Here is a 13,977-nt window from a genome sequence, read left to right as displayed (position 1 = left end):
TTTACAGTAGGAGCAGCCTCATGAAATATTATAGTGGATTAGATGTCTCACTCAAGGAAACTTTTATCAGTATCATTGATGAGAAAGGAAAAATTGTTAAAGAAGAAGTTATTGTAAGTGAAAGCAGTACAATAGCGGAGTATTTGCTTAGTCAAAGCAAAAAATATGAAGCAATAGGGATAGAAAGTGGACAACTATCAATATCAATGTGCAAAGAATTGAGGAGATTTGGATTGCCAGTAACTTGTGTAGATGCAAGGCATATGGCAGCAGCATTGTCTGCAAGAATCAATAAGAATGATAAAAATGATGCAAGAGGTATAGCACAAATGATGAGAGTTGGGCTATTTAAAGAGGTATTAGTAAAGTCAGATGAAGCTTGTCAGATTAAAATAATGCTTGGAAGCAGAAGACAATTAACACGTAGCAGAGGGAAAATTGAGGGAACAATAAGAGGATTATTAAAAATATACGGGATAAAAATTGATCAGCGTGCCAGATCTACAAGTTTCGTTTTAAAAGTGCAAGAAATAATTAATGAGCTAGATGAAATTAGCAAGAACTCAATTGAAGTATTAGTACATAGCTTAGAAACAATAGAAGAATCGATAAGAAAACTTGACAAAATGCTCTCAGAGCAAGGTAAAAAAGATGAGGATTGTAAATTATTAACTACTGTTCCAGGAGTTGGTATTATAGTAGCAATGACATACAAAGCTGCGATAGATGATGCATATAGGTTTGAAACATCTTATGCAGTTGGAGCCTATATGGGATTGAGCCCAAGACAGTACGCTTCTGGAGAGATTGATCGGCATGGAAGTATATCAAAAATGGGACCAGTAGAATGTAGGAATGTGTTGTACGAAGCAGCACAAGTCTTACTGGTAAAATGTAAAAGGAAATTTAAATTGAGAAGCTGGGGATTGAGGCTTGCAAAAAAGAAGGGTATGAAGAAAGCAATTGTTGCCGTAGCGCGGAAGTTGTCTGTAATTATGCATAGGATATTGGTTAGTAAAACAGAATTTTGTTATCAATAAATGCAAAAAGTAGATAATTTGATGTAAAGTAAAGATAGCAATGCCGATGGAAGGGATAAGCAAGATCCTAGGTTGAAGCATAGACTTCGTAAGACACATGTTGCCGTCCACTTCCGCCTAACAAGTATAGTGCGGCTTGGCTAAAATACAAATTAGCCATATCAGACCGCGGAGAGAACCATGGAAGCATGCTATTTTAACTTATATTAAGACTATGGAGGGAAAGAATGATACCTTAGTTTTTATAAGCTTAATGAATATGTGGATAAATACTTTAAATGTGTGTGGCGTATTTATCCACATATTCATTGGCTGCATAATTTAAAAGGGATTAATTAGAAATTTAGTGCTGGTGTTTTTATTGCCAATAAAACCCCTTTTGATTGAATAAGATAATACGATAGTAAATAAAAGGTTGTATTAGAGCTGAATTTTACATCAAAAAATATTTTTCATGATACAAAAAATTATTATTGACTTTCATGCAATTAGAGAACTCTATGCACTATTTAAAACAAATATTACATCAAGCCGAACAAACTTTTCTAAGGGAAGTAATAACAGATTACCACCTTGCTGATGATATCTATGAAATATGCACACGACACGGAAATGACATCTTTCTAGTTGCAGATGAAAATACAGCAAAACTTTTAAACAAAAACGTATTTAATAAAATTTCTCATTTAATTATTCCAGCCACACCTGTCATTCCAGTGTCACGCGCTGGAATGACACCAGGTAGAGAAATGACACCAAGCAGAGCTGCCTCTCTTGAAACCGTAAATCTAGTGAGAAACAAAGTAAAAGACAGTGACTTAATAGTTGCATTTGGTAGCGGCACCGTTAACGATATCTGCAAATATGCAAGCTACCTCGAGAAAAAAGATTATATATCGTTCCCAACAGCCGCTTCCATGAATGGATATACATCCGCAAATGCTTCAATATTAGTAAATGGATATAAAAAATCGTTCAAAGCACATCTTCCAAGAGCAATATATATAGATATAGACATACTTGCCAATGCACCACTGCGTCTCACATTAAGCGGATTTGCAGATTTCATTTGTCGTTCAACAGTTCAGGCTGACTGGCTACTATCTCATTTGTTGCTTAGCACAGAATACAATGAATTACCTTTTACACTTGTTCATGATTTGGAGCAAATTTTGCTAAGAGAATATACGGCGCTTACTAAAAGAAGTAGAAAAGTGGTCCTATTACTTATGGAAGTTCTACTAATTTCAGGACTTGGAATGGTGATGTCAAAAGGCAGCTATTCTGCAAGCCAAGGAGAGCATATGATAGCTCACGCAATGGAAATGGTAACAAAAGATTATTCCTCACTACATGGTGAAAAAATTGCTGTCACAACGATTACTATGGCTAATTTACAGGAAAAGATATTATCAATACAAAACCCAATAATCAAACCGACCACTTTAGATGTAAAACATATAACTCAGTGCTTTGATAATATTGAATTTGTAAGAACTTTTGAACAGAAGCAAATTCTGCAGCAAAAAATCCAAGAGATTATTCGCAAAGAATGGCATAATATTTCCAGTTTAATTAAGCAAAATTTACTACCTGCAAAACACCTGCAAAAAATATTTGAAGATCTATCAATTCCACACTTACCAGAGCACCTCAATTGGAATAAAGAACAATATTGTAAAGTGGTCGATCTTGCGTTTGCAACAAGAGATAGATTCACCTTTCTTGACTTAGCTAACTGCATAGAAGAAAGTTAAGTTTTGTAGTAAAATTCTGTCATTTAAAGAGATCATAGGCCAAAAACTAAACCTTTTCACAATCTCCTATATCCATTGTCTCCTCACCTGAGTGGATACACAACTCACTCCAAGTAGCTGACACTGAGTCACACTATTCCACTCAGTGCACTTAGAGCGCTGCTTTTGCTAAACATAGTCTAGTTCGAGTGGCTGAGGAGGGACTCGAACCCCCGACCAAGAGATTATGATCCTCCTGCTCTACCAACTGAGCTACTCAGCCTAATTAAAAACCTTATTATACACATGATCTATATGTTTCGTATAATACTTCAAATCAAACAAAGATTCAAGTTTTTCCGAGTTAATAACCTTAAGTAAGGGTTTATCTTGTTTCAATTCGGCCAGAAAATCACTGTTGTTTTGTTTCACTTTCATTGCATTGCTCTGAACAATTTTATACGCCTCTTCCCTCGCCAAACCACTATTTACTAACTCAAGCAATACACGCTGTGAGAAAACTAAACCTTTTGAAGAATTTAAGTTCTTTTCAATGTTTTCCTTATTGATCACCAATTTATCTATCAAATCTGTTAATCGCACTAAAGCAAAATCCATTGTTATACAAGCATCAGGAGCAATGCATCTTTCCACAGACGAGTGTGATATATCACGTTCGTGCCACAATGCAACATTTTCTAACGCAGGAAAAACATAACTGCGTATTAAACGTGAGAGTCCAGTCAGATTTTCACTTAAAATAGGATTACATTTGTGTGGCATAGCAGAACTCCCCTTTTGCCCAGTGGAAAAATGCTCAGAAATTTCGCCGATTTCAGTTCTTTGCAAATGACGAATTTCAATTGCAATATTTTCTATTGAGCTTGCAATCACTCCCAAAACTGAAAAGAACATGGCATGTCTATCACGAGGAATGACTTGAGATGATATGGTTTCAGGTATGAGTCCCATTTCTTTCGCTACATACTCTTCAACAAACGGATCAACATTTGCAAAATTACCTACTGCACCTGATATTTTACAAATAGAGATCTCTTTTTGTGCGCTAATTAATCTCTGATAATTGCGTTTAAATTCAGCATAAAATCTAGCAAATTTTAATCCAAGAGTTGTTGGTTCTGCATGCATTCCATGACTGCGTCCAACACAAACAATATCTTTATAGTCATCAGCTTTTTTTTTCAATACTGCAAGTATATTTTTTAGATTCTCGAGTAAAATATCACATGACTCTTTCAACTGCACCGCAAGGCATGTATCCAAAACATCAGAACTTGTCATTCCATAGTGGAGATAACGAACATCAACTCCCGCTTTTTCAGCAACATATGTCAGAAAAGCTATAACATCATGTTTTACAATGGATTCAATTTCGTTGATACATTCAACATCAAATTCAATAGCACCAGAGAGGTTCTCAGCAATATTATTCGGAATCACTCCTAACTTTGCTTGAGCTTCACACGCTAATTTTTCTATTTTAAGCCATATATTAAATTTATTATTTTCCTCCCAAATGGAAGACATTTCTTTTCTGCTATAGCGGGGAATCATTTTTGATTTATTCCAATAATGGTGTCATTCCAGTGCGTGACACTGGAATCCAGATATAAAAGTATTTGCAAATTATTCAATGGACAACGGATTCTAGAAGCATAAAATAATGTCCATGATGAAATAAACTGGATCCCAGTGTCACGCACTGGGATGACATGAGGGAAGCACTGGGATGACACCAGCTTAGCCATGGCAGACATTTCTTTACGACTATAACAAGGGATCATCTTTGATCAGCTATCATCACCATCAGTAGCTTCTTTATTCGCATCTTGCTCTGCCTCTTGTTGCTCAGACTTCTGATTTTGCAATTTTACTTGCCTTAGCTCATTTGCATCTGTTTCGGATTTCACGACGTATATAGTAATTGGTACTACTACTTCACTATGTAATTCTACGTTTACTTGGTATTCACCCAAGTTTTTGATGCTTACTCCACCAAAAGATAAACTACGGTGATCTATCACATGTCCTTCTTGTAGTAAAATTTTCGCAATTTCACGTGTTGTTACAGAACCAAAAATTTTACCATCCTCTGAAGCTTGCTTTATCAATACCACAAACTTATCATGTAGTGACAATGCAAGCTCTTTTGCTACATTTAATCTTTTTATATTCTCTTCTTCCAGTAATAAACGTTGCTCCTCTAGCTTTGTTAAATTTTCCTTGGTAGCTTTCACCGCTTTTCTTTGTGGAAAAAGAAAATTACGTGCATAACCTGGTTTAACTTTGACAACTTCACCAAGCTTACCTAAAGTCCTTATATTTTCCTTTAAAATTATCAACATAAATTACCTAAACTTTTTTAGTACAGTAAGGAATAAGAGCTAAAAAACGTGCCCTTATGATCGCTAAGCGTAACTTCCTTTGTTTTTTTGCACATACGCCTGTTAATCTTCTAGGTAATATCCTACCATAGTCAGAGGTAAACTTGGATAATAAATCTATATTCTTATAATCTATGTCTTCATCTTTAGACGCAGCAAGAGGGCAAACTTTAGAACGCCTAAAGCCAGTCCTATTATTTACAGATACGTAAGAATTATTAAAACTATTTCGTCTTTTCATCATTATGCGCTTTGCTCCTCAATTTGTTTATTCATCATATGAGATTTACCTTCAAAAATTTTATCAACCTGCACAGGAAAGTGGCGAATAACGTTCTCATTAAGTTTCATTCTACGCATAAATTCATCCAGAATGCTTGCAGTAGAACTTATGCACATTATACAATAATGACCGCTCTTCATTTTATTTTTGTGATATGCAAAATCCAAAAGACCCCAATGTTCATACTTGATTAATCCTGATGCTTCAATGTTTTTCAAAAGCATTTCCAACGCTTTGCTCGATTGAGTTGGACCGTTTATTCTAAAATCTTTCAAAATATCTTGAAAAATCTTTATTAGATGTTCTGAAATATTTCTCTTCAAAGCATTTACTGCGTTATGGATAAACGCACTTTTAGTACTGCCTCCTAGAAATTTTGTAAAATCTTGCGTTATTCCTAAATCTTTTAGGTCATCTTTCAACTCTTTATCGATTTTTGACTTCACTTCTTTCAAATTTGAAAGATCTTCTTCCAACTCAACCCATAAAATTTTTGTAAGATCTTCCAAGAAATCAGAGTAAGCAACTAGACCTTCTTTAATGTTTTCAGCACGCACTTCTAACTCTTGTGTTGTAAGCTTGTCATTTCCTTTTTTCAGAATATCCCTGATTTGCTGGAACATAACATCTGCTTTAATATTTTTCAATGAAACAGCTAGCTCTTGGACCATCTCCTCTACTTCTTGCTGTAATAATCCTTGTTGTGTTATAAAAGTAAATTCATAAAGATTCACTATATCTTCCTTTAATACCGATTAAATATTTCATTATATAAAGCTTTTTTATATAAGCAAGTTATTTGTGTTAATTTCTACGCCTTTAATCCAGCTTAAGTTAGATATTTCATAAATAACTTGAGGAGCAATTGAGTATGCACCTGGTAATAAGATGCTCACTTTATGTTTTTCGAGAAGAAGTTTTAGCATTATTTTGGTTCTGCCTTCATCTTTCAATATTGTGTTTAATTCCATAGCGGCTTTTTGCGAATCCGTGCACTCAGTGGTGAGAACTAATTCTTTTATTGTAGAAGTGACTCTTTTTGTAAACTCAGATATATCCTTGCCTGCTAATCTTGTTGTATTTTCCGAAGCTTCAAGATCAATTATCACAAACGTTCCTGGTGAAAATAAATCTCTTTTTTCTTCTATTATTTCATTATTATAGAATGCTATTTCAGAAACGTTATGGGGATCAGAAAGTGTGAGTATAACAAACCTTCCACGCTCTGAAGTTCTCATACGTGCATTTAATATTACCCCAGCAGTTTTTGCTGTTCTATTTTCTCCGATAAACCCAATATTTAACTTTTCCAGAAGAGTTCTAAATTTTTCAAGCGGATGATTAGTTAAATAAAATCCTAGTGAAAATAACTCATGTTCTAATTTTTCCTCTTCATCAAAATCTTCCACATTCTCAAGTTTCGGTTTGAGGACATCAAGACTACCAAACAAAGCAGCTTGACTTGATTCTCTATCCTGTTTGTTTTTATTTGCAAAGTAAATCAGCATGTCCATTGACTCATATAGCTGCTTTCTGTTCTTATGCACGCTATCGAATGCTCCGGATTTAATCAGGCTTTCTAGCGCTCTCTTATTTATTATATGACCTGAATTTTGAATGAATTCCCATATGTCCTTACAAGCGCTTGAACGTACGTTCACTATTCCTTCCGCTATAGAAAAACCAACATTCCTCAAGGCAGCAATACCATAACGTATGCGTTCATCCTCTATTGAGAATTCAGCTTGAGACTTGTTTATATCAGGTGAAAGAACGGTAACGCCACTAAACTTTGCTGCATGATAAAATAAATTCAGTTTATCTCTATCATCAATATTCAGATTCATTAGTGCTGTAAAAAATTCTAATGGATAATTAGCTTTAAGGTAAGCCGTTTGATAAGATATAACCGCATATGCTGCAGCATGAGATTTATTGAACCCATAACCAGCAAATTTTGCAACAAGGTCAAAGATATAACTTGCCCTGTCATAATCAACGCCATTTTTTGTTGCCCCTTGGACAAAAAGTTCACGTTGTTTATCCATCTCTTCCTTGATTTTCTTACCCATGGCACGTCTCAGCAAATCTGCTTCCGCTAAGCTATACCCGGAAAGAATACGCGCTATTTCCATCACTTGTTCTTGGTAAATTATTACCCCAAATGTCTCTTTTAATACTTCCTCAAGTAACGGATGAATATAATCTGGCTTCTCAAGTCCATGCTTTCTTGCAACATAAGTTGGAATGTTATCCATAGGTCCTGGACGATAAAGGGAGATTAAAGCGATGATGTCCTCAATGCAGTCCGGTTTTAGTTTAATTAAAGCTTCTCTCATTCCCGAACTTTCAAGCTGGAACACTCCAATTGAATCACCGCTTGAGAGCATCTCATAGGTTTTTTGATCATTCAAAGAAACTGAAGAAATATCAATCTTTTTTCCATCACGATTAATTAAACGACATACATGATCTATTAGCGTTAGCGTACCAAGTCCAAGAAAATCAAATTTTATTAGCCCAGCTTTCTCCACATATTTCATGCTGTATTGAGTGATTGGCAAAGCTGAATTTGGATCATAATACACAGGAACAAAATTTTCCAACTTTTGATCACATATTACAATTCCAGCAGCATGGGTTGAAACGTGACGATATATTCCTTCAAGCTTAAGAGATATATCAAGAAGCTTTGCAATTACCTCATCACTATCCCGCTCTTTCTGCAGGTTTTGATCAAACTCTATCGCTTGTGATAAAGTTACAGGATTTACTGGATTAAATGGAACCATTTTAGATATTTTATCCACTTGAGAGTAAGGCATTTGCAATACTCTACCAACATCACGCAATACTGCCCTTGCCTGCAATTTACCAAAAGTGATTATTTGAGCAACATAACCGTACTTTTTCTGAACATAATCAATAACCAGGTCCCTTTTCTCTTGGCAGAAATCGATATCAAAGTCAGGCATCGATACACGATCAGGATTCAAAAATCTTTCAAATATTAGGCCAAACTTTATTGGATCAAGGTCTGTAATCTGCAAGCCCCAAGCAACAATTGATCCAGCACCAGAGCCTCTTCCTGGACCAACTGGAATGCCATTTGCTTTGCTCCAACGAATAAAATCAGAAACTATCAAAAAGTAGCCAGCGTAGTTCATCGAAGTTATCACACTCAGTTCGTAATTCAGCCGATCGTAGTATTGTTTAAGGTCTATGTCTGTCTCATTCGCAATGCGGAATTCTAATCCTGCAACTGCCTGCTCCCTCAGTTCTTCATTCTCAGTTTTATTTTCTCTACAAGGAAATTTAGGCAAAATAGGCTGCCTGCTTCTTGGCATGTAAGAGCACCGCTTAGCTATCACTAAAGTGTTATGAATTGCTTCGGGAATGTCGCTGAACAGCTCCTCCATTTCTGCCACAGATTTGAAGTAATGCTCGGTAGTTAACTTCTTTCTGTTATTCTCCAGGGCATAACTCCCCTCCGATATACACGTTAATATATCATAAGCCTCATAGTCAGACCTATTTGGAAAAAATACATCGTTCGTTGCAACTAGTGGTATATTGCGCTGATAAGCAAAGTCTATCAAAGCTTCTTCAAGCTCTAGCTCTTTATTCAACCCATGACGCTGCAATTCAACATATAAATGACCATTGAATGCTGAAAGCAGTTTTTCAACCGTTTCTTTATCTTGCCCCAACAATAGTTGAGCCAAACATCCACCGGTTAAAGCGATCAGACCCGTACTTAAATTCAATAGCTCATCAAAATCAACGTAAGGAATATCGCTGTTATTCTTGCGCTTTCTAAAAGACTCACTCACCAAAGTGACTAAATTAGTGTACCCTTGCTCATTTTTTGCAAGCAATAATATAGGTAAATTTTGTTCTGAATGTTTAACTATAATATTGCATCCTATTATTAGCTGTATTCCCCTACTTGCCGCATATTCTGCAAATTCAAGTGAGCCAAACAAGTTACCTGAATCAGTAATTGCAACCGCTGGCATTTTATTTCGCAAACAAAGGCCGATCAGCTCCTCAATTTTAACCGAGCTTTCAAGCAGTGAATAAACACTATGAACACGCAAGTGTATGAACATAAAAAACTTTAGATCAACAAAAAAGGATAACATTAATTTACTCATGAGAACATAATTTTCATGAGAACAAAAGCCTATAAAATTCTAAAATTAAAATACAAAAACTTACTTGACAAACTCCGCCAGCTCCCTTATCATGATAGTGGAGCTATTGTATTTGCTTTCGCCAATCTGCAGATTAAAAGGTAAGGATTACTTAATGTATCGTCGTCTTATGTTCAATTTTTTGCAGTATATAGATACTGTATGTCTTTACAAAACTTCATCTACATCTAGATTTTTATCTAAATAAGCTGAACGCGCTTATAAAGCGTTACAAGACATCAAAAAATGCCAATACTCGACAGAGATAGTAAAAGACTAGCTAACTCGGGGATTCTTTGTCTTTTTTTCTGCTTAGTAAATTTCTTAAACATTTGCAGCGTAAGTTAGTTGCAATTAAAAGCGGCTGAATCTCGCTTGTCAAGCGTTTAAAACATAAAAAACGCCAATATTTTAAAGCGGATAATAACCACGGGGCTTCTTTTGCCTTTTTTTTATTTGGTAAATTTCTTAACGTTTGTAGCTAAAAGAGCCCAAGAGAGGTCAGTGCTCCTTTTTTTGTCATCCCAGTGCCCAGACACTGGGATCCAGGAATTTTATTAAGTTGGTGAGCATAAAAATAGCTGTTTTAGTTAAAATACAATGTTTTAATGATTATGGAAAGGCTGGATCCCAGTGTCTGGGCACTGGGATGACAAGAAAGAGGCTACTTGGATGACACCCTGACAATCGTCATCCCGCTGCTTGTTAGCGGCTAAGGGATACCGCGAATGAATCGCGGTATGACGTAGGGATTGCATTAGCTATAATTCTTTAGTTTTCACTTTTCTTTTAACCTTGCAATGATATTTTCTTTGCCGATAAAAATTAATAGTTTAGCGAGCTCTGGTCCTGTTTCTGTTCCTGTTAAAGCTGAACGCAACTGCGTAAATAGGTTTTTTGCCTTTATATCCACTGTTTGTCGAATAGTTTTGACCCATTCTGACAACGTGTTTTCATTACAATCACCTTGGGGCAATGCATTGAACGCAATTTTTATAAGCTCCTTATCAAGAATCACAGGCTCTATATCAGATTTGCATATTTTCCACCACTTGGCCACCTCAGAAAACCTTTCTATATTGTTCCTTATAAAATACCAAAACTCTGAGGAGTCCACTCCAATTTGATTTAAACGGTCTTGCACCATTTCAAATGGCATTTGTTGCAGAACTTTGCTATTTAGCTTATATATTTCACTCAAGCTGAATTGTACAGATGCTGAGCTAAATTTTTTAATATTAAATGAATCAATCAAAGATTGCATACAGGCGCAAGCTTCAATTGGATTGGATGTTCCGAGCTTCACTAAATAACTAACTAGTGCCATCGGTTCAATTTCATCTTCTTTTATAGATTTGATATCCAGCCCGCCTTTCCGTTTCGATATCTTGCTATCATCAAAATGTAGCAGAGAAAGGTGAGCAAACATAGGAATTTTCGCTTTTAATGCTTTAATCATTTGGATTTGCACTGCGGTATTAGTTACATGATCTTCCCCACGTACAACATGGGTTACATTAAAGTCAACATCATCGATAGCAGAAGGTAACATGTATGTGTACATTCCATCTTCTCTTTTTACCACAGGATCGCTGATGTGACTTGTTGCAATATTTATTTCACCTTTAACTTCATCATTCCATTTAACAACTTCATTTCTATCCAACTTAAATCTAAAATGTGGTCTTCTTCCTTCTTGCTCATAACTAATTTTCTCTTGCTCAGTTAGAAGTAACGCGCTTCTGTCATATACAGGGGGAAGTCCTTGTTTTAACTGCAATTTTCGTTTAATGTCTAACTCTTCTCTTGTTTCATAGCATGCATAAATATGCCCTTCTTTTATTAACTGCAAAAACACCTCATTGTAACGCTCAAAGCGCTCTGATTGCTTGAAACTTGCATCCCAATTGATACCAATCCATTTCAAATCTTGTATGATATCATTTATATATTTGACATCTGAACGCTGAAGGTCAGTATCATCAAAACGGAGTAAAAATTTTCCATTTTGATTGCGTGTGTACATCCAACAAACCAAGGCAGTTCGTACGTTTCCTACGTGGAGGTAGCCAGTTGGGCTTGGAGCGAATCTTGTTAGCATTTAAACAGCAATATTGTTTACTCTAATTTATTTTAATTTTATATAAATATATGGCTAAAGCAAGTGAGATCTGCTAATACAATTGAGCGAGAGAAGAATAAGTATGGCTATAGCATTGTGGCACCTTTGATATTTGATGGATTAAGACCATATGATAAATTCAAGAAAATTCACAGCTTGACGACAAAGGCTAATGTAGCATTATATTGGTATCATGACTAACTTAGAAAAGATGAGAGAAAAACTGCAAGATCAAATAAATTATCATAATGTTTTGTATCACCAAAAAAATAAGCCAGAAATAAGTGATGCTGAATATGATGAACTGAAGAAAAAGTTAGCTGAAATAGAGCCAGAAATTTATGCAACACAAGATAGTGTTGGTGCTCCACCTGATGAGAAGTTTTCTAAGGTGGAACATCAAGAACCTATGCTTTCCCTTGAGAATGCTTATGATGAACAAGGTGTAGAGAAATTTTTGTCTAAAATAAAGAGGTTTTTAATTGAGGACAAAATAGAGATATTATGTGAACCAAAAATTGATGGGTTGTCGTTTTCTGCAATTTATGAGGATGGAAGATTTGTTAAAGCTGCAACTCGAGGTGATGGTTTTGTAGGGGAAGATGTCACTCACAATGTTGCAACAATAAAAGGCTTTCCTAAGTTTTTGCAAGGTGTGCAAGGAAGACTAGAAGTAAGAGGTGAAATATACATCAGTAACAGCGACTTTTTAAAGTTAAATGAAAACGATGAATTTGCCAATCCTCGAAATGCAGCCGCTGGTTCTCTAAAGCAATTGGATGCAAACATTACAGCAAGCAGACCTCTTAGATATTTTGCTTATTCTTTGATTAGTGGAGCAGAGAAAAGTCAAAGTGAGGTACTAAATAAGCTTGAGGCACTTGGTTTTTGCGTAAATGAGCATCAGTCCTTAACGAGTAGTTTAGATGGAATGCTGAAGTTCTATAATGAAGTCTATAACTGTCGCTATAACTTGGATTATGATATTGATGGAATAGTCTATAAAGTAAATGATTTGGTACTACAAAATCGTCTAGGGAATACTCACAAAGCACCGCGCTCAGCACTTGCATACAAGTTTTCTGCGGTTTATGCAAAAACAAAGTTAAACAAGATATTTATACAGGTGGGCAGAACAGGGGTTTTAACTCCAGTTGCAGATTTAGTGCCAGTCAATGTTGGTGGGGTGCTAGTTAGTAGAGCAAGTCTGCATAACCAAGATGAGATAAAACGTAAAGACATAAGAGAGGGAGATATTGTAACAATCAAAAGGGCAGGGGATGTAATTCCCCAGATCGTTGAAGTAAGCAGAGATTCTCGTCTTCCAAATACACCTGAATTTGTGTTTCCTGAAGTATGCCCTGAATGTGGTAGTAAAGTACGTCAGGTTGAGGGAGAGGCTGCAGTAAGATGTCCTGAGGAATTTGCCTGTAAAGCTCAAATAATAGAAAAACTAAAGCATTTTGTATCGAAAGATGCATTTGACATTGTTGGCCTTGGTGATAAGCAGATAGAGTTTTTTTACGACCTTGGTCTGATAAAACAAATTCCCGATATTTTTACTTTAGAAGAAAGATTGGATGAATTTAATCTGGAAGAACAGTCTGGTTGGGGCAAGAAATCAATAGCTCATTTATTAAATGCTATACAAAGCAGAAGGGTAATAACTCTAGATAGGTTTATATTTTCTTTAGGTATTAGATTTATTGGCCAAGTTGCAGCAGAATTGCTTGCAGATTATTATGTTTCTTATGATAATTGGTATAATTCGATGATTGAACTGTCATCAGATAATACTGAGCTAGTAGGTATAGACGGCATAGGAAAAAAAGTAGCTGAATCTTTGGAATCATTTTTTTCTAAGGAACATAACATCAAAATGTTAAATGATCTTACTGCTTGTCTTCAAATTCTTCCTGTGAGCTCCAACTCTAGTAACTCTGTTTTAAATAATAAAATTATAGTGTTTACTGGTAAGCTACTTGCTATGAGTAGAGGAGAGGCAAAAGTAAGAGCCAAAACTCTAGGAGCAAAGGTCAGCTCACATCTTTCTGCTAAAACTGACTACCTAATTGCAGGAGAAAAACCAGGATCCAAATATAAAAAGGCAGTGGAATTAGGTGTAGAAATTTTAGATGAAGACCAGTGGCATAAAGTGATAAGTTTGGGAGTGTTCAAATGAAACTTGGATTGTA

At 35.7% G+C, this 13,977-nt stretch carries 9 protein-coding genes and 1 tRNA gene; 3 read left to right on the top strand and 7 right to left on the bottom strand.

Annotated elements, in window-relative coordinates; translation table 11 throughout:
• Positions 1-20 precede the first annotated feature (20 nt).
• Positions 21-1,040: an IS110 family RNA-guided transposase gene (locus tag OPR52_RS06540; protein WP_265037747.1), complete on the top strand. Its 1,020-nt coding sequence runs from the start codon at positions 21-23 to the stop codon at positions 1,038-1,040.
• Positions 1,041-1,540: 500 nt separating this feature from the next.
• On the top strand, positions 1,541-2,797 hold the full coding sequence (locus OPR52_RS06535; RefSeq protein WP_265038084.1) for an iron-containing alcohol dehydrogenase: 1,257 nt from the start codon (positions 1,541-1,543) through the stop codon (positions 2,795-2,797).
• Positions 2,798-2,986: 189 nt separating this feature from the next.
• Here the strand turns inward: OPR52_RS06535 and OPR52_RS06530 are convergent.
• The 7 genes from OPR52_RS06530 to gltX form a co-directional block, all read right to left on the bottom strand.
• A tRNA-Met gene (locus tag OPR52_RS06530) sits at positions 2,987-3,059 on the bottom strand.
• Positions 3,059-4,351 carry an adenylosuccinate lyase gene (gene purB, locus OPR52_RS06525; protein ID WP_264722894.1) on the bottom strand — a complete coding sequence of 431 codons (1,293 nt, stop codon included), beginning with the start codon at positions 4,349-4,351 and terminating at the stop codon, positions 3,059-3,061. Before purB ends, OPR52_RS06530 begins: the two co-directional genes overlap by 1 nt.
• Before the next feature lie 236 nt (positions 4,352-4,587).
• Positions 4,588-5,142, bottom strand: coding sequence for a 50S ribosomal protein L9 (gene rplI / locus OPR52_RS06520; RefSeq protein WP_006279792.1), 555 nt, complete (start codon positions 5,140-5,142; stop codon positions 4,588-4,590).
• A gap of 7 nt (positions 5,143-5,149) precedes the next feature.
• Positions 5,150-5,425 carry a 30S ribosomal protein S18 gene (gene rpsR, locus OPR52_RS06515; RefSeq protein WP_007548890.1) on the bottom strand — a complete coding sequence of 92 codons (276 nt, stop codon included), beginning with the start codon at positions 5,423-5,425 and terminating at the stop codon, positions 5,150-5,152.
• Positions 5,425-6,198 carry a 30S ribosomal protein S6 gene (locus tag OPR52_RS06510; RefSeq protein WP_065094495.1) on the bottom strand — a complete coding sequence of 258 codons (774 nt, stop codon included), beginning with the start codon at positions 6,196-6,198 and terminating at the stop codon, positions 5,425-5,427. Before OPR52_RS06510 ends, rpsR begins: the two co-directional genes overlap by 1 nt.
• Before the next feature lie 48 nt (positions 6,199-6,246).
• The gene (gene dnaE, locus OPR52_RS06505; protein ID WP_265038483.1) at positions 6,247-9,576 is read right to left on the bottom strand and encodes a DNA polymerase III subunit alpha; all 3,330 of its coding nucleotides are present in this window, start codon (positions 9,574-9,576) and stop codon (positions 6,247-6,249) included.
• 862 nt (positions 9,577-10,438) lie between these two features.
• Positions 10,439-11,761, bottom strand: a complete 1,323-nt coding sequence (gltX, locus tag OPR52_RS06500; protein ID WP_264722890.1) for a glutamate--tRNA ligase — start codon at positions 11,759-11,761, stop codon at positions 10,439-10,441.
• 214 nt (positions 11,762-11,975) lie between these two features.
• Between gltX and ligA the strand changes: the two genes are divergently transcribed.
• Positions 11,976-13,964 carry an NAD-dependent DNA ligase LigA gene (gene ligA / locus OPR52_RS06495; RefSeq protein ID WP_265038080.1) on the top strand — a complete coding sequence of 663 codons (1,989 nt, stop codon included), beginning with the start codon at positions 11,976-11,978 and terminating at the stop codon, positions 13,962-13,964.
• The last annotated feature ends 13 nt before the right edge of the window (positions 13,965-13,977 follow it).

The organism is Wolbachia endosymbiont (group A) of Hylaeus communis, assembly GCF_947251915.1.
Taxonomy (GTDB): domain Bacteria; phylum Pseudomonadota; class Alphaproteobacteria; order Rickettsiales; family Anaplasmataceae; genus Wolbachia; species Wolbachia pipientis.
Note: the sequence above shows the minus strand (reverse complement) of the source record. Positions and strands in the feature narration are given on the sequence as shown.

What these genes read in the sequence shown, in the direction of transcription:
- OPR52_RS06540 (WP_265037747.1), top strand. Translation starts at nt 21, where the DNA reads ATGAAATATTATAGTGGATTAGATGTCTCACTCAAGGAAACTTTTATC.
- OPR52_RS06535 (WP_265038084.1), top strand. Translation starts at nt 1,541, where the DNA reads ATGCACTATTTAAAACAAATATTACATCAAGCCGAACAAACTTTTCTA.
- purB (WP_264722894.1), bottom strand. Translation starts at nt 4,351, where the DNA reads ATGATTCCCCGCTATAGCAGAAAAGAAATGTCTTCCATTTGGGAGGAA.
- rplI (WP_006279792.1), bottom strand. Translation starts at nt 5,142, where the DNA reads ATGTTGATAATTTTAAAGGAAAATATAAGGACTTTAGGTAAGCTTGGT.
- rpsR (WP_007548890.1), bottom strand. Translation starts at nt 5,425, where the DNA reads ATGATGAAAAGACGAAATAGTTTTAATAATTCTTACGTATCTGTAAAT.
- dnaE (WP_265038483.1), bottom strand. Translation starts at nt 9,576, where the DNA reads ATGTTCATACACTTGCGTGTTCATAGTGTTTATTCACTGCTTGAAAGC.
- gltX (WP_264722890.1), bottom strand. Translation starts at nt 11,761, where the DNA reads ATGCTAACAAGATTCGCTCCAAGCCCAACTGGCTACCTCCACGTAGGA.
- ligA (WP_265038080.1), top strand. Translation starts at nt 11,976, where the DNA reads ATGACTAACTTAGAAAAGATGAGAGAAAAACTGCAAGATCAAATAAAT.